This window comes from Xanthomonas sp. NCPPB 3570 (assembly GCF_056725115.1).
Window position 1 is genome coordinate 3,979,299 of record NZ_CM161513.1, and the last position, 22,545, is coordinate 4,001,843.

The following is a 22,545-nucleotide window of genomic DNA, read 5'->3' on the forward strand; positions in this document are numbered from 1 at the left end:
ATGCACACCGTCCTGCGCCGTTGCTGCCCCGTCCTCGCGCTGGTCTTCGCACTCACCGGCTGCAGCAACGCTTCCACCGCACCGTCCCCCGCGACACCGGACTCGGCCGTCACCGCCAGCGCATCGGCGGCAACCGGCAAGTGCGACGCCGTCCCCGACCATGCCTACGACCTGCCGGCCGGGCGCTTCGATGAGGTGTCGCAGCAACTGGCCCACGCCACCGGCTGCATGGTCGTGTACCGCGATCCAGGCCTCGCGTCCTTGCCGGTCAACGCGGTGAAGGGACAGGTCAGCATCCGCCAGGCGCTGCACCAGGCGCTGGACGGCACGGCGTTGCGGATCGCGCAGGAGAACGCGGACACGTTGACGGTCGTGCGCCGCTGACCCGGCGGCGGCGCGGGGGGTTGCTACCATGGCCGCACTCCACCGCACGGAAGGTCGCCATGTCCCGCCATTTCGCGTCGTTGCTGTGTTTCCTGTGCCTGCTCGCCGGCATGCTGCTGTCCAGCGCCTGCGCGCGCAGCGAAACCGCCAAGCCGGCGGTGCCGGCGCCGGCGCCGGCGCAAGCGGCATCCGCACCGGGCTTGCCGATCAAGGTCGACAGCAGTTGCCGCACCGATGCCGACTGCACCGTCAAGAACGTCGGCAACTGCTGCGGCGCGATGCCGGCCTGCGTCAACCGCGACAGCCCCACCGATCCGCAGGGCGTGATGGCGCAGTGCCAGGCCAGCGGGCGCATGAGCGTGTGCGGCTCGCGCGCCATCGCCGGCTGCTCCTGCGTGTCTGGGCAATGCAGCGCGCGCCCCGCGCAAGCCGATACACTGCGCGCCCCCCAGCCTGCCGAACCCGTCCGCTGATGCTCTACGCGCAAGTCCACCTCACCCTGCCCGCCTGGATCCACGACGCGGTCGATCCGCAGGCCGTCTACGCCAGTGACACCGACAAGGTCGCGCTGGCGGTGGAACTGTCGCGGCTGAACGTGGACGCCGGCAGCGGCGGCCCATTCGGCGCGGCGGTGTTCGGCCCGGACCACCGCATCGTCGCCGTCGGCGTGAATCGCGTGGTACCGCAGACCACGTCGCTGGCGCATGCCGAGAACATGGCCTACATGCTGGCCCAGCAGCGCCTGCAGACGCCGCGGCTGAACGCGGTGCTGTCGCCGGTGACCCTGGCCACCTCCTCGCAGCCGTGCTGCCAGTGCTACGGCGCCACCATCTGGGCCGGCATCGACCGCCTGCTGATCGGCGCCAGCGCCGAGGACGTGATGGCGCTCACCCCGTTCGACGAAGGCCCGCTGCCGGCGGACTGGGTGGGCGAACTGCAGCGCCGCGGCATCGAGGTGGTGCGCGGCCTGCACCGCGACGCCGCCTGCGCGGTGCTGCGCCGCTACGGCGAACTCGACAGCCCCCGCTACTGACGCCGCCGGCGAAGGCTTGCCCATGTCCTCCGAGAACGGCCCGCTGGTCCATGGCCTGCTGTGCTACTGCCGGCCCGGCTTCGAACCCGAACTGGCGGCCGAGCTCAACGCCCGCGCCGGGGAGGCCGGGCTGGCCGCCTACGCCCGCACCGAGCGCAACAGCGGCTATGCGCTGCTGCTCAGCGACACCGCGGTGCCGGCGCAGGCGTTGCCCTGGCGCGGGCTGATCTTCGCCCGGCAGAAGCTGCAGTTGCTGGCCGACCTGCGCGAGTTGCCGGCCAGCGACCGCATCGCGCCGATCCTGCAGGCGCTGGCCGGACAGCCGCGCTTCGGCGACCTGTGGGTCGAACATCCGGACTCGGACGCCGGCAAGCCGCTGTCGGGCCTGGCACGCAGCTTCGGCAACGCGCTGCGCCCGGCGCTGCGCAAGGCCAGCCTGCTCAGCGACAAGCCGCAGCCGCGGCTGCCGCGCCTGCACGTGTGCTTCGTGACCGGCACCCACGCCCTGCTGGCGGTGGCCGACAGCGAGGACAGCGCGCCGTGGCCGCTGGGCATCCCGCGCCTCAAGCTGCTGCCGGAGGCGCCCTCGCGTTCGGCGCTGAAGCTGGAGGAAGCGCTGCTGGCGCTGCTGACCCCGCACGAGCGCGAGACGCTGCTGCGTCCGGGCATGCGCGCGGCCGACCTCGGCGCCGCCCCCGGCGGCTGGACCTGGGTGCTGACCCGCCAGCACCTGCACGTGACCAGCGTGGACAACGGCCCGCTGCGCCAGCATGTGCTCGACAGCGGCCTGGTCGACCACCTGCGCGCCGACGGCTTCCACTGGAAACCGCCGCAGCCGCTGGACTGGATGGTCTGCGACATGGTCGAGCAACCGCGCCGCGTCGCCGAGCGCATGGCCACCTGGTTCCGCGAAGGCTGGTGCCGGCACGCGATCTTCAACCTCAAGCTGCCGATGAAGAAGCGCTGGGATGAGACCCGGCTGTGCCTGGACCTGTTCGCCGAGCGCGCCGAGCGTCCGCTGCAGTTGCGTGCCAAGCAGCTGTACCACGACCGCGAAGAGATCACGGTGCTGGCGATGCCGCGCTGAGCGGCGGCAAGCCTCCATCCCGTTTTTTCGTAGGAGCGGCTTCAGCCGCGACGGGCTGTCCCGGGAACGCCTATCGCGGCTAAAGCCGCTCCTACGAAGAGCGCATTGGCTCCGCCCACCGCTACAACACGATCCGCGCCCCGTCTTCCCGCGCCGAGCGCTGGATGGCATCGACGATGCGCATGTCGCGCAAGCCTTCCTCGCCAGGCACCCGCAGCGGCGTACCCTGCAGGATCGCCAGCGCGTCCTCGTCCATCTGCAGCGCCTGCTGGTGGTGCACCCGCGCGTCGAACAGGCGGCCATCGCTGGCCCGGCCGCGCACGCCGTCGTAGGCCTGGAACGGCGCCAGTTCGTACCAGCCATTCGCGCACTCGGCGCGCAGCAGGTTCATGGTGCGGCCGAAGCTGGCCGCGCAGCTGGCGGTCACCTCGTGCGGGAACTCCAGGGTGAAGTGCATGTGCTCGTCGACCTCGTCGAACAGCGCCGGCCGATCGGTGGATCGCCGTGCGCTGACCGCCAGCGGCTCGGCGCCGGTCGTGTAGCGCGCCGCATTGAGCGGATACACGCCCATGTCGTACATCGCGCCGCCGCCATACTGCGCGCGCAGCCGCCACGGCCGCTGCGCCGGGTCGGTGTCGCCATAGCCGGCATAGCCCGCCTCGGCGCGCACGCTGCGCATCGCCCCGAACGGGCGTTCGCCGGCCAGGGCGATGAGGCGCCGGGTGTTGGGCTCGTGCTGCATGCGGTAACCGATGCTCAACCGCACCTTGTTGCGCGCGCAGGCCTCGATCATCGCCTGCGCCTGCGCGGCGTGCAGCGCCATCGGCTTCTCGCACCAAACGTGCTTGCCGGCGGCGGCGGCGCGGATGCTCAGCGGCGCATGCAGATGGGTGGGCGTGACCACGTAGACCACGTCGATGTCCGGGTTGTCGGCGATGCGCTCCAACTCGTCGTAGCTGTAGACGTTGCGATCCGGGATGCGGTAGCGCGCCTGCCACTGCGGGATCTTCTGCGGCGAGCCGGTGACGATGCCGGCCAGGCGGCAGTGCCTGGTCAGGGTGAGCCCCGGAGCCAGGCGGCTGCTGGCGTACTCGCCGAGCCCGACCAGGGCCACGCCCAGCGGCTTGCGGCGACGCGCCGGCGTGGCCGCCCACGTGGACGCTCCGAGCATGCCGGCGGCGGTGGCGGAGAGGCCGGCCAGCAACAGGCGGCGGCGATTCGGCGAGGACGGATCCATGCGCAACTCCGACCGGAAGGATGCTCCACCCTAACCGCTCGTGCGGCATCGGCACTGTGAGCGCTATCGCGCGATGCGCCGGGGCCTCTGGCACACTGCCGCCTCCCCCGCCGTCCGGACACCCGATGCGCTGCCGCCCACTGCTTGCCGCCCTCGCCCTGCTGCTGGCTGCCCCGGCCGGGGCGCAGGACCCCCTGTTCCAGGCCCGCGACCTGGTCGGCGATGGCGTGTTCACCGACAAGATCGAAGGCCCTGCGACGGGTCCCGATGGTGCGCTGTACGTGGTCAACTTCGCCCACGACGGCAGCATCGGCCGGGTCCAGCGCGATGCCGACGGCCGCGGGCGGGCCACTCTGTTCGTCGATCTTCCTGAGGGCAGCATCGGCAACGGCATCCGCTTCGACCGCCGCGGGCGCATGTACGTGGCCGACTACGGCCAGCACCGCATCCTGCGCATCGCCCTGCGCAGCAAGCGCATCGAGGTCTACGCCACGCTGCCGGGCGCGTTCCAGCCCAACGACATCGCGATGGCGCCCGACGGCACCCTGTACGCCAGCGACCCGGACTGGAAGCACGACGGCGGCCAGCTGTGGCGCATCGACCGCGACCGCAGCGCGCACCTGATCGAAACCGGCATGGGCACCACCAACGGCATCGAGGTCAGCCCCGACGGCAAGCGCCTGTACGTCAACGAGAGCGTGCAGCGGCGAATCTGGGTCTACGACCGCGCCGCCGACGGCAGCGTGTCGAACAAGCGGCTGTTCGCCAGCTTCGCCGACGCCGGCCTGGACGGCATGCGCTGCGACGTCGACGGCAACCTGTACGTGGCCCGCTACGACGCCGGCAAGGTGATCGTGCTGGCGCCCGACGGCACGCTGCTGCACGAGGTCGCGACCAAGGGCCGCAAGCCTACCAACCTGGCCTTCGGCGGCGCCGACGGCCGCGATGTCGACGTGACCCTGCAGGACCGCGGCGCGATCGAAACCTTCCGCAGCGAGCGCCCCGGGCGCGAGCACGGACGTTGATGGGATGCGTATCGCAGCGGTGTCTCAGCCCGCGCAATGGCTGCCTGGCATCCTGGCTGCACTGACTGGAGGGCCGCGCACATGCAGCCGATCGAACTGAACAACCCGGCCGGCTTCGCCGACGAATTCCTGCGCCTGACCCTGTTGCAAGGCTTCCAGTCGCTGACCAAGCGCGACCTGGAACTGCTGATCTTCGTGTTGCTGGAACGCGACGGCGCGATCTCGCGCAGCGATTCCAACAACGCGGTGGCGATGCGCCTGCGGGTGACCCCGGCCAAGGTCAAGGGCCTGCGCCGCGACGGCTATGCGCGCTGGCGCGCGCTGGTGCCCGAGGACAACGAGGCGGCGCTGCAGCGCATCGTCGCCACCGTGCTCACCGAGGACAACCTGCGCGCCGGGGCCAAGCACGTCAGCGAGCGCAGCAAGAAGGACGGCTTCCTGGCGATCCGCATCGAACACCCCGACGACCAGCAGCGCTTCGAACAGGCCATCGTCGACGTCGGCGCCATGCCCGTGTACGAGCGCAACCGCGACGTGATGGCGGTGCGCTTCGACACGCTGCTGAAGATCGCCGAGCGCTGGGGCTATCTGCAGCCGGAGCCGGAGAAGGTGACACAGGAACTGCAGAAGCTGGCGCCCACCGCCGAAGAGGTCGCCGACCTGTTGAAGAAGGACGTGAGCAAGCTACGCTGGGAGGACGTGCGTCGCGCGCTCAACAGCCTCGGCGCCAAGGCCGTCGCCAGCACCGCCGAGGGCGGGCTGAAGGGTTTGTTGAAGCTCGCGTTTCCGTTCATCCCCGGCTGAGCCGGGGCCGCCATCCATCGCCATACCGGAGTTTCGTCGTGTCCAGTTCCTGCCGTTGCCTCGTCCTGCTCTGCTGCCTGTGCGCCTGCGCCGCGCCGGCCGCGGCGCAGAATCTCAACAGTGCCTCCAGCGCCACCACCGAACCGCTGCGCGATGCGCCGGTCAACGTGCGCGCGCAGCCGCTCAGCAACGGCGTGGTCACCCACCAGGTGCAGCTGCCGGCGACGCCGGGCGAAGCGCAGGTGACCGTGCGCAGCATCCAGCCGGACCGCGTCGCCGGCAGCTACCGCATCGACTTCGAGGCGCTGGACACCGACCACGACGGCTACATCAGCCGCAGCGAAGCGCAGGCCAATCCGTCGCTGGCCGACGAGTTCGACGCGCTCGACACCACCCACAGCGGCCGCCTCAGCCGCGCGCAGCTGGCCGGCTGGCTGTAGGGCGTCTCGCATCACGCCAGGACGCGTTCTGCAGGAGCGGCTTCAGCCGCGACGGGTTTACCGGTAACGCCCCGTCGCGGCTGAAGCCGCTCCTGCAGGCAAGCTGCATCCGGCTTGCGTGTGGCGGAGGCAGATCATGCGAAGTGCGCTGTCGCCGCGCCGAGGTGCGTCCAGCCCGCCATGGCGGACGCCGTGGCGGCGTGATCCGCGTTGCAGCGCGCATTGGAAACACTTGCTAAACAGCGCCGGCACGCAGATGCGAACGGCCGATTTTTTTAGCGTCGATTAATTCGGCCAGGCCTATGTTCTTGACTCCTTCCCAGCAACAGGAGTCGTGCCATGAACCGCATCGTTCCTCGTCTCGTCCCGTTGGCGTTCGCGCTGCTTGCCGCGCCGGCGCTGGCCATGGCGCAGTCGGCGCCGGACGAAGTGACCCTGCACCAGAACGGCCAGATCATCAATGTCACCTCGGTCGAACCGAACTCGATCGTCGGCGACTACCACATCGATTTCGCCAAGCTCGACCGCAACCATGACGGCTACATCAGCCGCGCCGAAGCCAAGGCCGACCCGACGCTGTACGCCGAATTCGATGCCGTCGACGTGCATCACCACGGCCGCCTGAGCAAGGCCGACCTGGAAGGCTGGATGTCGACGTGACGCGACTTGCGCGTCGACCGATTCGCGTCCTTCCCACCACACGCGCCGCCTGCGGCCTCCCCGCCGCATGCGGCGCGATTGTTTTCCGAAGCAGCAATACCGCAGACACCCGTCACGCGCCGGCCGGAGCGTCATGCGCTCGCTTCAGTGCAGTTGCCGCCGCCGCATCGATCGCCACGCCGCGCGCGTCATCCAACACGCCCTCCATCTCGCCTCGCCCACCGCGCCGCTGAGCGTTACAGCATTCCTTCCTAAAGCGGCGCATCCTGCGTTCCGCCCCAGGGATCATTCAGCAGATAACGCGCCGCCACCGGCTGCGTCGCCGGCACCAGGGTGAGCCGGTAATACACCTCGCCGTCGCCTTCGCAGACTTCGTAGTACAGCGCGTAGTCGCCAGGCTGCAGAACCAGCGTCACATCGAAGGCCTCGGCGGCGGACGCCACCTGCACCCTCGTATCCGGACCCACCCGGAACGGCACCTGCATGCGCCGCTGCGCACGCGGATCGGGCGCGAACGCCGCGGCCAGCACCAGGTGCACCTGCGCGCCGAACGCGTCCTCGGGCAACGGATCGAACACCACGTAGTCGCGATGCAGGATCGCGCCCTGCTCCAGATTGCGCGGCCCCCAGCGGCAGGCGGCCTCGTCGAAGCCACGCGCGCGCAACTGCACCTGGCTGTGGGAAATCAGCAGATCCACGGCCTGCGTCCGGGTCGCGTCTTGCATCATCGTGCTCCATGGCAGGAACGCGGCCTGCGTGCTGCGCTTCGCGCCCTACCCTCACCCCAACCCCTCTCCCGAGGGGAGAGGGGCTCAAGCAAACCAGCCGACGCTGGCTCTTCCTTCTCCCTCCGGGAGAAGGTGCCCCGAAGGGGCGGATGAGGGTACGGGCGCCGCTCGGCGCGGGTGGTCGAATCTGCGGCCGCCGCGTCCGGCCGGAGCGTGCGGTCACACGCCGGAAGCGCGCTTCCAGAAACCGTGCATCAACAAGGGCAGCTTGCCGGCCAGGCCCAGCAGCGGGCCGCGCAGCAGGGTCAGGTGCAGCTCGTCGTTGGAGAACAGCCGGTTGATCGCATCGAAGCCGTAGGCGGCCACGGTGTTGTCGCTGCGGCGACCACGCGCCCAACGCGCCAGCCGCTGCGGCGCCGCCCAATCGACCCGCTGCGCCTGCGCCTGCCGCACCAGCGTCGCCAGCGCGGCGACGTCGCGCAGGCCCAGGTTGACGCCCTGCCCGGCCAGCGGATGCACCACGTGCGCGGCATCGCCCAGCACCAGCAGGCGGCCGCGCTGGTAGGCCTCCACCAGTTGCCGGCGCAGCGGGAACGCCAGCCGCGGCGACAGCGCGCGCACCGCGCCCAGGCGGGCGCCGAAGGCCTGGGTCAGTTCGGCGCCGAAGGCCGCATCGTCCAGCGCCAGCACCCGCGCCGCCTCGGCCTCGGGCAAGGTCCACACGATCGAGCTGCGGCCGTCGGCGAACGGCAGGAACGCCAGAGGCCCGCCCGGCAGGAACCGCTGCCAGGCGGTGTCCTGGTGCGGTTGTTCGGTCTGTACGAAGGCGACCACGCCGCGCTGGCCGTAGTCGTGCGCCGGCGCGTCCAGCCCGGCCAGCCCGCGCAGGGTGGAATCGGCACCGTCGGCGGCGATCGCCAGGCGCGCATCCAGGCGACTGCCGTCGTCCAGGCGCAGGCGCGCGCGTTCGGTCGAGGGCTCCAGCGCCTCCACTCGCGCCGGGCAGTGCACCTGCACGCCGGCGGCCGGCAGCGCCGCCCACAGTTGTTCGACCAGCAGGCTGTGTTCGACGATCCAGCCGAGTTGGTCGCGGCCCAGGGTGTCGGCGTCGAAGGCCAGTTCGCCACCGCCGCCGGCATCCCACACGCGCATGCGCCGGTACGCGCTGGCGCGGCTGGCGACGACCTGCGGCCACACGCCCAGGCCCTGCAGCAGCGCCGCGTTGTCCGGGGCGAAGGCGTAGACCCGCAGGTCCGGCGTGTCCGCCGACCAGCGTGGCGGTTCGCGGCCCTCGACCAGCGCCACCGCCAGGCCTTCGCCGGCCAGGGCCAGCGCGCATGCGGCACCGACCACGCCGCCGCCCACCACCACCACATCCAGCACACCGCGCCGGCTCATGCGCGCGTCTCCCGGCACAGCTGCGGCACATCGCCGCGGAAGCCCATCGCGCCACCGACCAGGAACGACTGCAACGGCGCGGCCTGCGCCGCCGCCAGCAGGCCCAGGCTGCGCAGCGGGCGCAGCAGCGTGGCCGGGTTGGCGGTCAGCCGCGCCAGCCCGCCGGAGAACGCCACCGTGCGCTGGCGATCCTGCTCGCGGCGCTGCGCGTACTGCTGCAGCAGCGCCGGCGCGCCCGGGTCGGTGCCGTCGCGCTCTATCAGTTCTGCCAGGGTCAGCGCATCGCGCAAGCCCAGGTTGAAGCCCTGCGCGCCCAGCGGGTGCAAGGTCTGCGCGGCATTGCCCAGCAGCACCGCGCGCGCGTCGGTCAGCCGCTCGGCCAGCACCTGCACGATCGGATAGGCGCTGCGCTCGCCACTGCCGAGCAGGCGGCCGACGCGCCAGCCCAGCGCGTCCTGCAGCCGCTGCAGCCAGGCGCCTTCGTCCAGCGCCGCCACCGCATCGGCGTCCTCGGCGGCGACCGCGTGGATCGCGCCGTAATGGCGGTCGCCGCGCGGCAACAAGGCGGTCGGGCCGTCGTCGCGGAAGCGCTCGTAGGCGGTGCCGTCGGGCTGGCGGCTGCCGCGCACCCGCGCCACGAACAGGGTCTGCTGGAAATCATGGCGCGCCGCGGCGATGCCCAGCGCTTCGCGCACCGCGCTGGCGCTGCCGTCGGCACCGACCAGCAGCCGCGTGTGCAGGACCTGCTCGCTGCCGTCGCGGGCGATGCGCAGGCGGCGCTCGCCCTCCTCGGTGCCGGCCTCCAGCGCCACGAACTGCGCCGGGCGATAGCGGGTCAGCCGCGTGGTCGCCGCCAGGCTGGCCTCCAGCGCCTCGCCGAAGTCGCGCGCGACCACCACCTGACCGAAGGCCTCGCGCCCGTAGTCGGCCGCCTCCAGCCGCACCCGGCCGAAATCGCCGGCGCGGCTGACGTGGATGCGGCGGATCGGGCCGGTCGGCGCGCGCAGCCGCTGCATCACCCCGAGCGCGCTCAGCGCGTTGACCGTGGCGGCGGCGAAGCTGAGGTTGCGCTGGTCGAATACCGGCGGCAACGCGCCCGGCGGCGCGGCCTCGACCAGCCCCACGTCCACACCCAGCCGGTCCAGGGCGATGGCCAGGCTGGCGCCGACCAGGCCGCCGCCGACGATCACTACGTCATGTCGTTTGCTCATCCGGCCATGATACGACCGGCACCCGTCTGGCCGGTGAGCGCCACCGCCCAGCTTGCGCACCGTGGCGGGAGCGGCGCGCGGCGCTCGCGCGCGCCGCGCTTCCAGTAGAATCCGGGGTCTTACGTGCCCCGGTGCCCGCCGTCATGACGCCTTCCGCCCACCGCCTTCCCGCCCTGCTGCTGTTGACCGCGCTGCTGGCCGCGACCCGCATCAACCACTTCGGGGCGATCCCGGACGCCTCGTGGGCGGTGTTCTTCGTCGGCGGTTTCTACCTGCGCAGCTGGACCCGCTGGGCGTTCCCGCTGCTGATGGCGCTGGCGGTGCTGGTCGACTACCTGGTCATCCGCAGCCAGGGCCTGGATTTCTGGCAGCACTACTGCGTGTCGCCGGCCTACTGGTGCCTGATCCCGGCCTACTTCGTGCTGTGGGCCGGCGGCGCCTGGCTGGCGCAGCGCTACCGCGGCGCCGACTGGCGGGCCCTGGGCCTGGCCGCCGGCAGCCTGCTGGTGGCGGTGGCGTTGTGCCACCTGCTGGCGCAGGGCAGCTTCTATTGGGTCAGCCGCAGCGTACCGAACCCGACCCTGGCCGGCTGGTGGCAGAACTACAGCGACTGGCTGCTGCCCTACCTGGGCAGCGCCAGCCTGTACGTGGCGCTGGCCGCCGCGGTCCAGGTCGGCGTCGAGCAACTGGCGCGGCTGGGCCAGCGCGGCCAGCCGGTCGGTCACTGACCGGGATGGGCAACCGCCTCTCCAAGATCTACACCCGCACCGGCGACGACGGCAGCACCGGCCTGGGCGACGGCAACCGGGTCGGCAAGGACTCGGCGCGGGTCGCCGCCTACGGCACCGTGGACGAGGCCAACTCGGCGATCGGCGTGGTCCTGGCCTGCGCGCTGGCCGAGGACGTGCGGCAGTTGCTGACCGCGATCCAGCACCAGTTGTTCGACCTCGGCGGGGAGCTGTGCATCCCCGGCCACGCCGCGATCCATGCCGCCGACATCGACGCGCTGGAACGGCACCTGGACCGCTACAACGACACCCTGCCGCCACTGCAGGACTTCATCCTGCCCGCCGGCGGCGAGGCGGCGGCGCGCTGCCACCTGGCCCGCACCATCGTGCGCCGCGCCGAGCGCGAGACGGTGGCGCTGTCGCGGCAGGACGCGGTGCGCCCGGAAGCGGTGCGCTACCTCAACCGCCTGTCCGACCTGCTGTTCGTGCTGGCGCGGGTGCTGGCGCGGGCCGACGGCCACGGCGAAGTGCTGTGGCGCCACGACCGGCGCCAGGCCTGAGCGACGCCCGGGCCGCGGCCGCGCATGCTGATCTACACCCATCCTGCCTGCCTTGGCCACGCGCCCGGACCGGAACACCCGGAACGTCCGCAGCGCCTGGAGGCGGTGACCAGCGCGCTGCGCGAGGCGTTTCCTGCGCTGGAATGGCGCGAGGCGCCGCTGGCCAAGCTCGGCGACCTGGCCCGGGTGCATGAGCGCGACCTGATCGACCGCGTCCTGGCCGACCTCGACGGCCCGCAGATGCTCGACGTGGACACGGTCCTCTCGCCCGGCTCGCGCGCCGCCGCGCTGCGTGCCGCCGGCGCCGGCGTGGCCGCGGTGGACGCGGTCATGCACGGCGTCAGCGACACCGCGTTCTGTGCGGTGCGCCCGCCCGGCCACCACGCCACCGCCGACACCGCGATGGGCTTCTGCCTGTTCAACAACGTCGCCGTGGCCGCCGCGCACGCCCGCGACACGCACGGCCTGGAGCGGATCGCCATCGTCGATTTCGACGTGCATCACGGCAACGGCACCCAGGCGATCTTCGAGCGCGAGCCCCGCGTGCAGTACCTCAGCACCCACCAGTCCGGGCTGTTCCCGCACACCGGCGGGGTCCACGACCGCGGCGTCGGCAACCTGCACAACGCGCTGCTGCCGCCGGGCAGCGGCGGCTTCCGCTTCCGCAACACCTGGGCCGACCAGATGCTGCCGCTGCTGGACGCGTTCAAGCCGCAGCTGCTGCTGATCTCGGCCGGCTTCGACGCGCACATGCGCGATCCGCTGGCCGACCTGATGCTGGACACCGAGGACTTCGCCTGGATCACCGCCGAACTGCGCGCGGTGGCCCAGCGGCACGCGCGCGGCCGGGTGGTGTCCCTGCTGGAAGGCGGCTACGACCTGCAGGCCCTGCGCGAGGGCAGCGTCGCCCACGTCGACGCGCTGCGCTGAGCGTCCCGCCGGCCCGATGAACCCCGTCCCCCGCCCCGGGGACGCCTTCATTGCCCCTATGCACAGGATGGGGCAAGCTAGCGACCGTTTTCGCCCGATACCTGACGCGCGTGCGCCGAACCCTTCGCCTGCTCCCTCTTCCGTTCAGTATCGCCCTGTGCCTGCCGGCAGTGGCGGCTGAAAAGCCGCCGAACTGGGGCCTGTGCCCGACTCCGGACGTGCTGCCCAAGTTCGACGACGCGCAGCAGCCGGATCCCAAGCTCGCGCAGAACCGCGACCAGCAGCCGACCAATATCGAAGGCGACCAGCTGTCGGGCACCACCACCATCCCCAACTACACCGGCAACGTCGCGCTCAAGCGCGGCGACCAGTTCATGGGCACCGACAGCCTGCGGGTGGACACCGAGACCGGCAACTACATCGCCGAGGGCCACGTGCGCTACCAGGATTCGTCGATCCGCATGATCGCCGACCGCGCCGAGGGCAATCAGGACACCGATACCCACAAGATCACCAACATCCGCTACCAGCTGCTGGCGCGCCGCGGCAACGGCAAGGCCGACTCGGTCGACCTGCAGGGCGCGCTGGGGCAGATGCACCGCTCCACCTACACCACCTGCGACCCCTCGCAGCGGGTGTGGGAACTGCATGCGCCGGAAATCGACGTCGACAACGACGAGGGCTTCGGCACCGCGCGCAACGCGATCCTCAAGGTCTACAACGTCCCGATCCTGTACGCGCCCTGGTTCAAGTTCCCGATCGACGATCGCCGCAGCAGCGGCTTCCTGTTCCCGGCGATCGGCATGTCCAGCCGCAACGGCTTCGACTACACCCAGCCGTACTACCTGAATCTGGCACCGAACTACGACGCCACCCTGTATCCGCGCTTCATGGCCCGCCGCGGCCTGATGCTGGGCAGCGAATTCCGCTATCTCTACGATGGCGGCAAGGGCGAACTGCAGGCCGCCTACCTGCCCGACGACAAGCTGCGCGACAAGGATCGCGGCCGGTTCGGCTACCAGGGCTACCACAACATCAATTCGCAGTGGCAGGCGCGCGCCTCGCTGGCCTGGGTCAGCGACGAGCGCTACACGGAAGATTTCTCCAACCGCCTGCTCGGCAATGCGGTGTCCAACATTCAGAGCCAGATCGGCGTCTACGGCACCGGCGACACCTGGACCGCGGGCGTGATGGCCGACCGCTGGCAGCTGACCGACTACACCCTGACCGAGGACGCGCTGCCGTACAACCGCCAGCCGCGCGCCTTCTTCAACTGGGACCAGTCGTTCGGCAACTATTTCGAAGCCGGCCTGTACAGCGAGGCGGTGCGGTTCGTGCACGACGACATCCATGCCAAGGACGCGCTGTACGAGCGCACCGGCGTGGTCACGCCGCGCCCCGGCGGCAGCCGTCTGGACCTCAAGCCCTACATCTCGATGCCGCTGGCCGGCGCCGCCTGGTTCCTCAAGCCCACGCTGGCCTGGCGCTACACCGCCTATCAACTCGACAAGGATCTGGCGGCCACGCTGGGCGGCGATACCACGCCCTCGCGCAGCCTGCCGATCGCCACCGTCGATGCGGGCGTGTACTTCGACCGCGATACCAAGATCGGCAACACCAACTATCTGCAGACCCTGGAACCGCGGCTGTTCTACCTGTACACCCCGTACCGCGACCAGAACGACCTGCCGATCTTCGATACCCGCGAGTTCACCTTCAGTTGGGGCCAGTTGTTCCGCGATTCGCGCTACACCGGCGCCGACCGTCAGAACGACGCCAACCAGCTGACCATGGCGTTGAGCTCGCGCCTGCTGCGCCAGGACGACGGCAAGGAAAAGCTGTCGGTCAGCCTCGGCCAGATCCTGTATTTCAGCGATTCGCGGGTCAGCCTGCCCAACAGCGACACCACCATCGAGCAGGGCAAGTCGGCCTGGGTGGCCGATGCGAACTACATGATCAACGACCGCTGGAACCTGGGCGCCACCTACCAGTGGGATCCCAAGTACCGGCGCAAGGACCTGGCCAGCTTCCGCGCGCGCTATCTGATGCCGGGCGACGGCATCGTCAACATCGCCTACCGCTATCGCCGCGACCTGCTGGAGCAGGCGGATGTGTCGTTCCTGTACCCGATCAACCCGACCTGGAGCGTGGTGGGCCGGCATTACTACTCGCTGATGGACAAGAAGCCGCTGGAAAGCATCCTCGGCGTGCAATGGGACAGCTGCTGCTTGGCGGTGCGGGCGCTGGCGCGGCGCTACGTGCGCAACCGCACCGGCGCGCTGGATACCGCGTTCCAGGTCGAGTTCGTGCTCAAGGGCCTGTCGTCCCTGGGCCAGGACACGGACCGCGTTCTGCGCCGTGCTATTCTCGGCTACAACCGCGACGACCTGTACTTGGTCCCGCCCAGCAACACCACGACCGATCCGGACGCTTACGATCCGAACCAGATTCCATGACCAAGACCCTTTCTGTATTTCTCGCCGCCCTGATGGCGGTCGCCGGCGTGTCCGCTCCGGCCGCCGCGCAACAAACCCAACCGCTGGACCGCATCGCCGCGGTGGTCGACGAGGATGTCGTGCTGCAGAGCGAACTGGATCGTGCCGTGCGCAACGTGAAGGCGCAGTATGCCGGCCGCGAGGCGCAGCTGCCGCCGGATAACGTGCTGCAGCGGCAGGTGCTGGAACGCCTGGTCCTGGTCAAGCTGCAGGTCGCGCGAGCCAACAGCACCGGCATCCGCGTCGGCGACGACGAACTGAACCGCGCCATCGCCAGCATTGCCCAGCAGAACGGCACCGACGTGGACGGCCTGCGCAAGAAGCTGGCCGCCGACGGCATGTCCTATACCGATTTCCGCAACTCGGTGCGCGACGAAATCACCGTGCAGCGCCTGCGCCAGAGCTTCGCGCAGAGCCGCATCAACGTCAGCGAGGCCGAAGTCGACGCAGCGCTGGCGCAGCAGGCCACCACCGGCGCGCAGTACCACCTGGCGCACATCCTGGTCGGCCTGCCGGAAGGCGCCACCGCCGAGCAGATCAAGACCGCCCAGGGCAAGATCGACGGGGTCAAGAACCTGATCGACAAGGGCGAGATCGACTTCAACGCCGCGGCGGTGCGCTACTCCGACAGCCCCAATGCGCTGGAAGGCGGCGACCTGGGCTGGCGCAGCCTGGACGAAATCCCCAATGCGTTCGCGCAGCTCATCCGCGACATGAAGCCGGGCCAGGTGGTCGGCCCGCTGCGCGGCCCCAGCGGCTTCCAGCTGCTGAAGCTGGTCGAGGTGCGCGACGCCTCGGCCAATCCGGAAAAGAAGACCGTCACCGAGTACCACGCCCGCCACATCCTGATCCGGGTCAACGATGCACAGCCCGATGCAGCCGCCAAGGCCAAGATCGAGACCCTGCGTGCGCGTATCGCCGGCGGCGCCGATTTCCAGGCCGTGGCCAAGGAAGCGTCGGAAGACACCAACAGCCGCAGCCAGGGCGGCGACCTGGGCTGGTTCCCGGCCGACGCGTTCGGCCCGGACTTCGGCCAGCACGTGGCGAGCCTGCAGGACGGCCAAGTGTCGCAGCCGTTCCGCACCGAGGCCGGCTGGCACATCGTGCAGCGCGTCGGCGAGCGTCAGACCGACGTGACCAGCGATACCCAGCGCGCCCAGGTCCGCGAGACCATCGGCCGCCGCAAGCTGGAAGAGGAATACAACCGCTTCCTGCAGGAAATGCGCGGCGAAGCCTACGTCGACCTGCGCGTGGGCAACACCGACGCCGCCACCGCGCCGACGGCCACGCCCGCGCCGGCGCCCGCCGCCAAGCCCTGACCCATGCGCCCCTCGCTCGCGCTGGTGCCGGGCGAGCCGGGCGGGATCGGCCCGGAGCTGTGCGTGCGGCTGGCGCAACAGCCGCGCCACGACTGCCAGCTCCTGGCCTTCGCCGATCCCGACACCTTGCGCGCCGCCGCGGCGGCGCTGGCGCTGCCACTGCAGCTGCTCCCCGAATCCAGCCCCGCCCTCGCCCCTGGCGACCTGCGCCTGCGCACGGTCGCCAATGCCGTGCCCAGCCGCTTTGGCGCGACCGAACCGGCCAATGCCGCGGCGGTGATCGCCGCCCTGACCCAGGCCGCCGATGCCTGCCTGCGCGGCGAACTGGCCGGCATGGTCACTGGCCCGGTGCACAAGGCTGCGATCAACGCCGGCGGCATCGCCTACACCGGCACCACCGAACTACTGGCCCAGCACGCTGGCCGCGAGGTGGTGATGATGCTGGCCAACGCCATCGTGCGCGTGGCCCTGGTCACCACCCATCTGCCGCTGCGCGCCGTCGCCGATGCGCTCACGCCGGCCCTGCTGGAACGCAGCCTGCGCATCACCGAGGCCGCCTTGCGCCATGAGTTCGGCATCGCCACGCCGACCATCGCGGTGCTGGGGCTGAACCCGCATGCCGGCGAGGACGGCCACCTGGGCCTGGAGGAGATCCAGGTGATGCAGCCGGTGCTGGATGCCTTGCGCGCGGAGGGCATGCACCTGCTCGGCCCGCTGCCGGCCGATACCGCGTTCCTGCCGCAGAAGCTGGCGAGCGTGGACGCGGTGCTGGCGATGTATCACGACCAGGGCCTGCCGGTGCTCAAGTACAGCGGCTTCGAGCAGGCGGTGAACCTGACCCTGGGCCTGCCCTACCCGCGCGTGGCGGTCGACCACGGCACCGCGCTGGAGCTGGCCGGCCGCGGCGTGGCCGACCCGTCCAGCCTGTTCGCCGCCACTGCGCTGTGCGCGCAACTGGCCGCGCGCCGCGCGCAGTCCTAGCTGCCGGGCCGAGCGCGTTCGGCGCTCTGTCGCAACCAGGCTCCCGGTCATGCCGGTCGCGGCTGAAGCCGCTCCTACGTCGCCGCAGGCGCGCGCCACCCGGCGCATGCCGATAAAATGCCCGCCATGACCTCCTCCTCCGGCTTCGGCGCCCCGGCCAAGAAATCCCTCGGCCAGCACTTCCTCAACGACCGCCACTACATCGACAGCATCGTCCGCGCGGTCGATCCCAAGCCGGGCGATCGCCTGGTGGAGATCGGTCCCGGCCAGGGTGCGATCACCTTCCCGCTACTGCGCCGGCATGGCCAGCTGACCGTGATCGAATTCGACCGCGACCTGATCGCGCCACTGACCGCGGCGGCGGCCGGCGTCGGCGAACTGACCATCCTCAACCGCGACGTACTGTCGGTGGATTTCGCCGCCCTGGCCGAGGGCGCGCGTATCCGCCTGGTCGGCAACCTGCCCTACAACATTTCCTCGCCGATCCTGTTCCATGCACTGGACCACGCCGCGGCGATCGCCGACATGCACTTCATGCTGCAGAAGGAAGTGGTCGACCGTATGGCCGCCGACCCGGGCAGCAAGGTCTACGGCCGGCTCAGCGTGATGCTGCAGGCGTATTGCGAGGTGACCTCGCTGTTCGTGGTGCCGCCGGGTGCGTTCCGGCCGCCGCCAAAGGTGGATTCGGCGGTGGTGCGGCTGGTGCCGCGGCCGCCGCAGACCGTGGGCATCGCCGATCGGACGCGCTTCGCCGACGTGGTCCGCGCCGCGTTCGGGCAGCGCCGCAAGACCCTGCGCAACGCCTTGAACGGCGTCTGCGATGCCGCCCAGTTCGAGGCCGCGGGCGTGCGCCCGGACGCGCGCGCCGAGCAACTCGAGGTCGCCGACTTCGTGCGCCTGGCCAACATCGCGCAAGCCTGAGCGGACGTCCGCGCGGCGCACGCATGCATGCGTGGTGCGAACCTCCGCGCGCGCGTTGCTCCGCTCCTTGCATGCCGGCGCAGGCGTCGCCGACCTGCACCGTAGACATGGTGATGACGGCACCGCCTCGACACCGCAGCGTGGCAAGCCGCACAACACAGACCGCCACCGCGAACGACGGCCCTCCTGCACACTGCCCGCGGCAACAACAGGCCCGCACGGGCGGCTCGCGCAGGCGGCAGCCAGGGCCACTGCCACGCGTCAGCCGCCTGGCAGTGACAACCGTTGACGCATCTCGCCTCAAACGGCAAAACACGCTCTAAACTGTGGGGATGAACGATGACGCCCCCTATCGGATCGAGGTCGAAGTGTCGCCCCGATTCCTCGACGACCAATCGGCGCCGGAGGACGGACGCTACACGTTCGCCTACACGATCCGCATCCACAACCGCGGCCGCGTCGCCGCGCGGCTGATCGCCCGGCACTGGGAGATCACCGACGGCAACGGCCGCATCGAACGCGTGGACGGCGACGGCGTGGTCGGCGAACAACCGCGGCTGCGCCCGGGCGAGGATTTCCGCTACACCTCCGGGCTGGTGCTGGAGACCGAACACGGCACGATGCGCGGCCACTACGACATGGAGGCCGACGACGGCACCCACTTCATCGCCGCGATCGCCCCGTTCGTGCTGTCCGTCCCACGGACCCTGCACTGATGGCGGTCTGGGCGATCGGCGACCTGCAGGGTTGCTACGACATCACCCAGCAACTGCTGGAGAAGATCCGCTTCGATCCGGCGGTGGACCGGCTGTGGTTCTGCGGCGACCTGGTCAACCGCGGCGGGCAGTCGCTGGAGACCCTGCGCCTGGTGCACTCGCTGCGCGAACACAGCGTGGTGGTACTGGGCAACCACGACCTGTCGCTGCTGGCGATCGGCGAGCGCAGCCCGGACGAGCAGCGCAAGGTCAACCCGGACCTGCAACGCATCGTGCTGGCCGAGGACCGCGACGAACTGCTGACCTGGCTGCGCATGCAGAAGCTGCTGCACGCCGACCGCCAGCTCGGCTGGATGATGATCCACGCCGGCCTGGCGCCGAAGTGGACCACCGCGCTGGCCGAGAAGCACGCGCGCGAGGTCGAGCAGCAACTGCATGGCAACGGCTACCGCAAGCTGTTCCGCAACATGTACGGCGACCGCCCCGCCTGGTCGCCGGGCCTGACCGGCTACGACCGCTCGCGCGCGATCATCAACCTGTTCACCCGCGCCCGTTACTGCACGCCGCGCGGGCGCATCGCGATCGAGGAAAAGGGCACGCCCGGCACCCAGGCGCAGGGCCTGTACCCGTGGTTCGAAGTGCCGGGACGGGTCGAGCGCGACCTGAAGATCGTCTGCGGGCACTGGTCGACGCTGGGCCTGACCATCACCCAGGGCGTGCACGCGATCGACACTGGCGCGGTCTGGGGCGGCAAGCTCACCGCCCTGCGCCTGGACAGCGAGGACCTGCAGGTGGTGCAGGTTCCGGGCCGTCCGGTGCAGGGACCGCCACCAGCGGCGCGCGGTGGCACGCCGCGGCGGCGCAGCGCGCCGAACCGTGGACAACCGGCGCCGGCTGCATCTGCGCCCGAGCAGGAGTGAGTTTCACGCGAGCCATCGCGATCTCGTAGGAGCGGCTTCAGCCGCGACAGGCGTTCCCGGGAATGCCCGTCGCGGCTGAAGCCGCTCCTACGAAAGCCTGGCGGCGCCTACACAGCGCCAGATCGGCGCCGGTAATCCACAAACTCGAAAGCCAGCGCATGCCGCGCATCCGCCGGATGCGCCTGCCGCGCCACCACGTCCCACTGCGCCGGATCGAACGCGGGGAAATGCGCATCGGCACCGTCGACCACGGTGTCGACATGGGTCAGATACAGCGCCTCGGCCAACGGCAGGGCCAGGGCGAAGATGTCGCCGCCGCCGATCACCGCCAGTTCCGTGGCGCCGGCTTCGCGCGCCGCGTCGATCGCCGCCTGCAGCGACGCCACCGGCTGCATGTCCGCGAACGGCACCTGCCCCGAACGGGTCATCACCAGGTTCAAGCGCCCGGGCAACGCGCGCCCCAGCGACTGCGCAGTCTTGCGCCCCATCAGCACCGGCTTGCCCAGGGTCAGCGCCTTGAACCGCTTGAGATCGTCCGGCAGGCGCCACGGCAGATCGTTGTCGCGGCCGATCGCATTGGCCCGGTCCAGCGCCGCGATCAGGCTCAACTGCAGCGAGGGGCGCGTAGACCGCTCCAAACCCGTCCCCGCCGCCACTGCCACCTTTTCCGATTCCCCATTCTCCATTCCCCACTCCCCGCCACTCACACCGCCACCGGCGCCTTGATCGCCGGATGCGGGTCGTAGCCCTCGATGGCGATGTCGTCGTAGGTGAAGGCGAACAGATCGGTCACCGCCGGATTCAGCCGGAGGCGCGGCAACGGCCTCGGCGTGCGCGCCAGTTGCTCGCGCGCCTGCGCGAAGTGGTTAGAGTACAGGTGCGCATCGCCCAGCGTATGCACGAAATCGCCCACACCCAGGCCGGTCGCCTGCGCCACCATGTGGGTCAGCAGCGCGTAGCTGGCGATGTTGAACGGCACGCCGAGGAAGATGTCGCCGCTGCGCTGGTACAGTTGGCAACTGAGCTTGCCGTCGACCACGTAGAACTGGAACAGACTGTGGCACGGCATCAGCGCCATCTGCGGCAACTCGGCCACGTTCCAGGCGCTGATCACCAGCCGCCGCGAATCCGGATTGCGCTTGATCTCGTCCACCAGCCACTGCATCTGGTCGATCTCGCGGCCATCGGCGCCGGTCCAGCGCCGCCACTGCTTGCCGTACACCGGGCCGAGTTCGCCCTGCGCATCGGCCCACTCGTCCCAGATGCTGACCTTGTTGTCCTTGAGATAGGCGATGTTGGTCTCGCCCTTCAGGAACCACAGCAACTCGTGCACGATCGAGCGCAGGTGCAGCTTCTTGGTGGTGACCAGCGGGAAGCCGTCGTTGAGATCGAAACGCATCTGCCAGCCGAACACGCTGCGCGTGCCAGTGCCGGTGCGGTCGGCTTTCTCCGCGCCGCGCTCCAGCACGTGCTGCAGCAAGTCCAGGTATTGCTTCACTTGGTCACCTCCGGCGGCGGCACCGGCTGCAGCACAGGCGCGCTGCGCGAGCGCCACAGCAGGAACACGCCCAACAGGATCAGCGGAATGCTCAGTTGCTGGCCGCGCGTCAGCCAATGGAACGCCAGGTAGCCGAGCTGCGCATCCGGCACTCGCACGAACTCCACGGCGAAGCGGAACACGCCGTACAACAACGCGAACAGGCCGGACACCGCATAGCGCGCGCGCGGCTTCATCGAGAACGTCCACAGCACCACGAACATCACCAGGCCTTCCAGTGCCGCTTCGTACAGCTGCGACGGATGGCGGGCATAGCGATCGAGCATGCCGGCGGCGTACTGCTGCTGCAATTGCGCGCTGCTCATCAAGCTCTCCAGCGCTGGCGCGTTGGCCACCCCGTCCTGCACCGGTGCGTGCGGGAAGATGACGCCCCAGCCGGCGTGGGTCAACTTGCCCCACAACTCGCCGCCGACGAAATTGCCGATGCGACCGAAGCCCAGGCCCAGCGGCACCAGCGGGGCGATGAAGTCGACGGTGTCGAAGAAATGCAGGCGCGCCTTGCGCGTCCACCACAGGCAGGCCGCCAGCACGCCCAGCAGGCCGCCGTGGAAGCTCATGCCGCCGTCCCACACCTTGAAGATCAGCAGCGGATCGGCCAGGAAATCGGACAGCGCGTAGAACAGCATGTAGCCGATGCGCCCGCCCAGCACCACGCCCAGCATCGCGTAGAACAACAGGTCGGAGAAACCGTCCTCGTTCACCCCGGGCAAGCGCCCGGCACGGATGCGGCGGCGGCCCAGCCACCAGGCCGAGATAAAGCCGGCCAAGTACATCAGCCCGTACCAATGCACCTTCACCGGCCCGAGCGAGAAGGCGATGGGGTCGATCTGGTGGAGATAGGTCATGCGCAAGCGTCGGCCGGGGGGCAAAGAGCGCCTATTCTGCCACCGACTCCGCTCCTTGCCGCGATTGCGGATGGCACAGCGGGGTGGCGCTTCATCTGCTGGCAGGCGCACGCGTCTGCCACCGACTCCGCTCCTTGCCGCGATTGCGGACGGCACAGCGGGGTAGCGCTTCATCTGCTGGCAGGCGCACGCGTCTGCCACCGACTCCGCTCCTTGCCGCGCCTGCGGATGGCACAGCGGGGTGGCGCTTCATCTGCCGGCAGGCGCACGCGTCTGCCACTGACTCCACCGCCGACTCTGCGCATGACCGATGTGCAGCCGGATGCTGTGCGCATTCCCGTAGGAGCGGCTTCAGCCGCGACGAGGCTTTACCGGGGAACGCCCGTCGCGGCTGAAGCCGCTCCTACGGGAGGATCCGTCGGTGGCGAAGGTCGGTGCAAAAATCCCAGCCAAGTAAATGGCTCGGATCGGCAGCAGGTGGACAGCGCATTCTGATTCCCCCTGCATGCTTGCGGAAGCCAAGCCCCTGAAATCCACCACATCGGCGCCAAAACGCCGCGTGTCA

The 22,545-nt window shown here is 70.2% G+C and carries 24 protein-coding genes; 17 read left to right on the plus strand and 7 right to left on the minus strand.

Annotated elements, in window-relative coordinates; all coding sequences use genetic code 11:
- Genes AC1PLR_RS17140 through rlmM form a run of 4 tightly spaced genes read left to right on the plus strand, consistent with a single transcriptional unit; the run spans position 1 to position 2,504 of the window.
- Positions 1-384 carry an STN domain-containing protein gene (locus AC1PLR_RS17140; protein ID WP_481101757.1) on the plus strand — a complete coding sequence of 128 codons (384 nt, stop codon included), beginning with the start codon at positions 1-3 and terminating at the stop codon, positions 382-384.
- 59 nt (positions 385-443) lie between these two features.
- On the plus strand, positions 444-857 hold the full coding sequence (locus AC1PLR_RS17145) for a hypothetical protein (RefSeq protein WP_481101758.1): 414 nt from the start codon (positions 444-446) through the stop codon (positions 855-857).
- Positions 857-1,417 (plus strand): nucleoside deaminase, encoded by a 561-nt coding sequence (locus AC1PLR_RS17150; protein WP_481101759.1) that lies wholly within the window; start codon positions 857-859, stop codon positions 1,415-1,417. Before AC1PLR_RS17145 ends, AC1PLR_RS17150 begins: the two co-directional genes overlap by 1 nt.
- Before the next feature lie 22 nt (positions 1,418-1,439).
- A complete protein-coding gene (gene rlmM / locus AC1PLR_RS17155; protein WP_481101760.1) occupies positions 1,440-2,504 on the plus strand; it encodes a 23S rRNA (cytidine(2498)-2'-O)-methyltransferase RlmM in 1,065 nt (354 codons plus the stop codon).
- 121 nt (positions 2,505-2,625) lie between these two features.
- On the opposite strand, the gene AC1PLR_RS17160 is transcribed toward rlmM, so the two are convergent.
- Positions 2,626-3,741: a Gfo/Idh/MocA family protein gene (locus AC1PLR_RS17160; RefSeq protein WP_481101761.1), complete on the minus strand. Its 1,116-nt coding sequence runs from the start codon at positions 3,739-3,741 to the stop codon at positions 2,626-2,628.
- 125 nt (positions 3,742-3,866) lie between these two features.
- Here AC1PLR_RS17160 and AC1PLR_RS17165 point away from each other — a divergent pair, with 125 nt between their 5' ends.
- The 4 genes from AC1PLR_RS17165 (at position 3,867) to AC1PLR_RS17180 (ending at position 6,670) form a co-directional block, all read left to right on the plus strand.
- Complete coding sequence (locus AC1PLR_RS17165; protein WP_481101762.1) at positions 3,867-4,766, plus strand: SMP-30/gluconolactonase/LRE family protein; 900 nt, start codon at positions 3,867-3,869, stop codon at positions 4,764-4,766.
- An 81-nt stretch (positions 4,767-4,847) separates the two neighbouring features.
- On the plus strand, positions 4,848-5,570 hold the full coding sequence (locus AC1PLR_RS17170; protein WP_010340013.1) for a hypothetical protein: 723 nt from the start codon (positions 4,848-4,850) through the stop codon (positions 5,568-5,570).
- A gap of 38 nt (positions 5,571-5,608) precedes the next feature.
- Positions 5,609-6,010, plus strand: coding sequence for an EF-hand domain-containing protein (locus tag AC1PLR_RS17175; protein ID WP_420007832.1), 402 nt, complete (start codon positions 5,609-5,611; stop codon positions 6,008-6,010).
- 339 nt (positions 6,011-6,349) lie between these two features.
- On the plus strand, positions 6,350-6,670 hold the full coding sequence (locus AC1PLR_RS17180) for a hypothetical protein (protein ID WP_481101763.1): 321 nt from the start codon (positions 6,350-6,352) through the stop codon (positions 6,668-6,670).
- Positions 6,671-6,921: 251 nt separating this feature from the next.
- Here AC1PLR_RS17180 and comJ read toward each other — a convergent pair whose 3' ends face one another.
- The 3 genes from comJ to ubiH all read right to left on the minus strand — a co-directional run bounded on the left by comJ (position 6,922) and on the right by ubiH (position 10,007).
- Positions 6,922-7,395, minus strand: a complete 474-nt coding sequence (gene comJ, locus AC1PLR_RS17185) for a competence protein ComJ (RefSeq protein WP_481101764.1) — start codon at positions 7,393-7,395, stop codon at positions 6,922-6,924.
- A gap of 222 nt (positions 7,396-7,617) precedes the next feature.
- Entirely contained in the window at positions 7,618-8,796 is a 1,179-nt protein-coding gene (locus tag AC1PLR_RS17190) for a UbiH/UbiF family hydroxylase (protein ID WP_481101765.1), read from the minus strand.
- Positions 8,793-10,007, minus strand: a complete 1,215-nt coding sequence (ubiH, locus tag AC1PLR_RS17195; RefSeq protein ID WP_481101766.1) for a 2-octaprenyl-6-methoxyphenyl hydroxylase — start codon at positions 10,005-10,007, stop codon at positions 8,793-8,795. Before ubiH ends, AC1PLR_RS17190 begins: the two co-directional genes overlap by 4 nt.
- Positions 10,008-10,150: 143 nt before the next feature.
- On the opposite strand from ubiH, the gene AC1PLR_RS17200 reads away from it, so the two are divergent.
- The 9 genes from AC1PLR_RS17200 to AC1PLR_RS17240 all read left to right on the plus strand — a co-directional run bounded on the left by AC1PLR_RS17200 (position 10,151) and on the right by AC1PLR_RS17240 (position 19,577).
- The gene (locus AC1PLR_RS17200) at positions 10,151-10,735 is read left to right on the plus strand and encodes a hypothetical protein (protein ID WP_010340007.1); all 585 of its coding nucleotides are present in this window, start codon (positions 10,151-10,153) and stop codon (positions 10,733-10,735) included.
- Between the two features lie 5 nt (positions 10,736-10,740).
- Positions 10,741-11,295, plus strand: coding sequence for a cob(I)yrinic acid a,c-diamide adenosyltransferase (locus tag AC1PLR_RS17205; RefSeq protein ID WP_209247137.1), 555 nt, complete (start codon positions 10,741-10,743; stop codon positions 11,293-11,295).
- Between the two features lie 24 nt (positions 11,296-11,319).
- A complete protein-coding gene (locus AC1PLR_RS17210; RefSeq protein WP_481101767.1) occupies positions 11,320-12,225 on the plus strand; it encodes a histone deacetylase family protein in 906 nt (301 codons plus the stop codon).
- Between the two features lie 110 nt (positions 12,226-12,335).
- Positions 12,336-14,681, plus strand: coding sequence for an LPS-assembly protein LptD (lptD, locus tag AC1PLR_RS17215; protein WP_081481854.1), 2,346 nt, complete (start codon positions 12,336-12,338; stop codon positions 14,679-14,681).
- On the plus strand, positions 14,678-16,039 hold the full coding sequence (locus AC1PLR_RS17220; protein ID WP_481101768.1) for a peptidylprolyl isomerase: 1,362 nt from the start codon (positions 14,678-14,680) through the stop codon (positions 16,037-16,039). The genes lptD and AC1PLR_RS17220 overlap by 4 nt, the downstream gene beginning before the upstream one ends.
- 3 nt (positions 16,040-16,042) lie before the next feature.
- Positions 16,043-17,020, plus strand: a complete 978-nt coding sequence (gene pdxA / locus AC1PLR_RS17225) for a 4-hydroxythreonine-4-phosphate dehydrogenase PdxA (RefSeq protein ID WP_481101769.1) — start codon at positions 16,043-16,045, stop codon at positions 17,018-17,020.
- A 126-nt stretch (positions 17,021-17,146) separates the two neighbouring features.
- On the plus strand, positions 17,147-17,941 hold the full coding sequence (gene rsmA / locus AC1PLR_RS17230) for a 16S rRNA (adenine(1518)-N(6)/adenine(1519)-N(6))-dimethyltransferase RsmA (protein WP_481101770.1): 795 nt from the start codon (positions 17,147-17,149) through the stop codon (positions 17,939-17,941).
- A gap of 332 nt (positions 17,942-18,273) precedes the next feature.
- Complete coding sequence (gene apaG, locus AC1PLR_RS17235) at positions 18,274-18,657, plus strand: Co2+/Mg2+ efflux protein ApaG (protein WP_010340000.1); 384 nt, start codon at positions 18,274-18,276, stop codon at positions 18,655-18,657.
- Positions 18,657-19,577: a symmetrical bis(5'-nucleosyl)-tetraphosphatase gene (locus AC1PLR_RS17240; protein WP_481101771.1), complete on the plus strand. Its 921-nt coding sequence runs from the start codon at positions 18,657-18,659 to the stop codon at positions 19,575-19,577. Before apaG ends, AC1PLR_RS17240 begins: the two co-directional genes overlap by 1 nt.
- A 107-nt stretch (positions 19,578-19,684) precedes the next feature.
- On the opposite strand, the gene AC1PLR_RS17245 is transcribed toward AC1PLR_RS17240, so the two are convergent.
- The 3 genes from AC1PLR_RS17245 to lgt form a co-directional block, all read right to left on the minus strand.
- Positions 19,685-20,191: a dihydrofolate reductase gene (locus tag AC1PLR_RS17245; RefSeq protein WP_481103624.1), complete on the minus strand. Its 507-nt coding sequence runs from the start codon at positions 20,189-20,191 to the stop codon at positions 19,685-19,687.
- 89 nt (positions 20,192-20,280) lie between these two features.
- On the minus strand, positions 20,281-21,075 hold the full coding sequence (locus AC1PLR_RS17250) for a thymidylate synthase (protein ID WP_481101772.1): 795 nt from the start codon (positions 21,073-21,075) through the stop codon (positions 20,281-20,283).
- Entirely contained in the window at positions 21,072-21,980 is a 909-nt protein-coding gene (gene lgt / locus AC1PLR_RS17255) for a prolipoprotein diacylglyceryl transferase (RefSeq protein WP_371183325.1), read from the minus strand. Before lgt ends, AC1PLR_RS17250 begins: the two co-directional genes overlap by 4 nt.
- Positions 21,981-22,545: the final 565 nt, after the last annotated feature.

Excerpts from the sequence above, each read along its gene's own strand:
- AC1PLR_RS17140 (WP_481101757.1), top strand. The coding sequence starts at position 1 with ATGCACACCGTCCTGCGCCGTTGCTGCCCCGTCCTCGCGCTGGTCTTC.
- AC1PLR_RS17145 (WP_481101758.1), top strand. The coding sequence starts at position 444 with ATGTCCCGCCATTTCGCGTCGTTGCTGTGTTTCCTGTGCCTGCTCGCC.
- AC1PLR_RS17150 (WP_481101759.1), top strand. The coding sequence starts at position 857 with ATGCTCTACGCGCAAGTCCACCTCACCCTGCCCGCCTGGATCCACGAC.
- rlmM (WP_481101760.1), top strand. The coding sequence starts at position 1,440 with ATGTCCTCCGAGAACGGCCCGCTGGTCCATGGCCTGCTGTGCTACTGC.
- AC1PLR_RS17160 (WP_481101761.1), bottom strand. The coding sequence starts at position 3,741 with ATGGATCCGTCCTCGCCGAATCGCCGCCGCCTGTTGCTGGCCGGCCTC.
- AC1PLR_RS17165 (WP_481101762.1), top strand. The coding sequence starts at position 3,867 with ATGCGCTGCCGCCCACTGCTTGCCGCCCTCGCCCTGCTGCTGGCTGCC.
- AC1PLR_RS17170 (WP_010340013.1), top strand. The coding sequence starts at position 4,848 with ATGCAGCCGATCGAACTGAACAACCCGGCCGGCTTCGCCGACGAATTC.
- AC1PLR_RS17180 (WP_481101763.1), top strand. The coding sequence starts at position 6,350 with ATGAACCGCATCGTTCCTCGTCTCGTCCCGTTGGCGTTCGCGCTGCTT.
- comJ (WP_481101764.1), bottom strand. The coding sequence starts at position 7,395 with ATGCAAGACGCGACCCGGACGCAGGCCGTGGATCTGCTGATTTCCCAC.
- AC1PLR_RS17190 (WP_481101765.1), bottom strand. The coding sequence starts at position 8,796 with ATGAGCCGGCGCGGTGTGCTGGATGTGGTGGTGGTGGGCGGCGGCGTG.
- ubiH (WP_481101766.1), bottom strand. The coding sequence starts at position 10,007 with ATGAGCAAACGACATGACGTAGTGATCGTCGGCGGCGGCCTGGTCGGC.
- AC1PLR_RS17200 (WP_010340007.1), top strand. The coding sequence starts at position 10,151 with ATGACGCCTTCCGCCCACCGCCTTCCCGCCCTGCTGCTGTTGACCGCG.
- AC1PLR_RS17205 (WP_209247137.1), top strand. The coding sequence starts at position 10,741 with ATGGGCAACCGCCTCTCCAAGATCTACACCCGCACCGGCGACGACGGC.
- AC1PLR_RS17210 (WP_481101767.1), top strand. The coding sequence starts at position 11,320 with ATGCTGATCTACACCCATCCTGCCTGCCTTGGCCACGCGCCCGGACCG.
- AC1PLR_RS17220 (WP_481101768.1), top strand. The coding sequence starts at position 14,678 with ATGACCAAGACCCTTTCTGTATTTCTCGCCGCCCTGATGGCGGTCGCC.
- pdxA (WP_481101769.1), top strand. The coding sequence starts at position 16,043 with ATGCGCCCCTCGCTCGCGCTGGTGCCGGGCGAGCCGGGCGGGATCGGC.
- rsmA (WP_481101770.1), top strand. The coding sequence starts at position 17,147 with ATGACCTCCTCCTCCGGCTTCGGCGCCCCGGCCAAGAAATCCCTCGGC.
- apaG (WP_010340000.1), top strand. The coding sequence starts at position 18,274 with ATGAACGATGACGCCCCCTATCGGATCGAGGTCGAAGTGTCGCCCCGA.
- AC1PLR_RS17240 (WP_481101771.1), top strand. The coding sequence starts at position 18,657 with ATGGCGGTCTGGGCGATCGGCGACCTGCAGGGTTGCTACGACATCACC.
- lgt (WP_371183325.1), bottom strand. The coding sequence starts at position 21,980 with ATGACCTATCTCCACCAGATCGACCCCATCGCCTTCTCGCTCGGGCCG.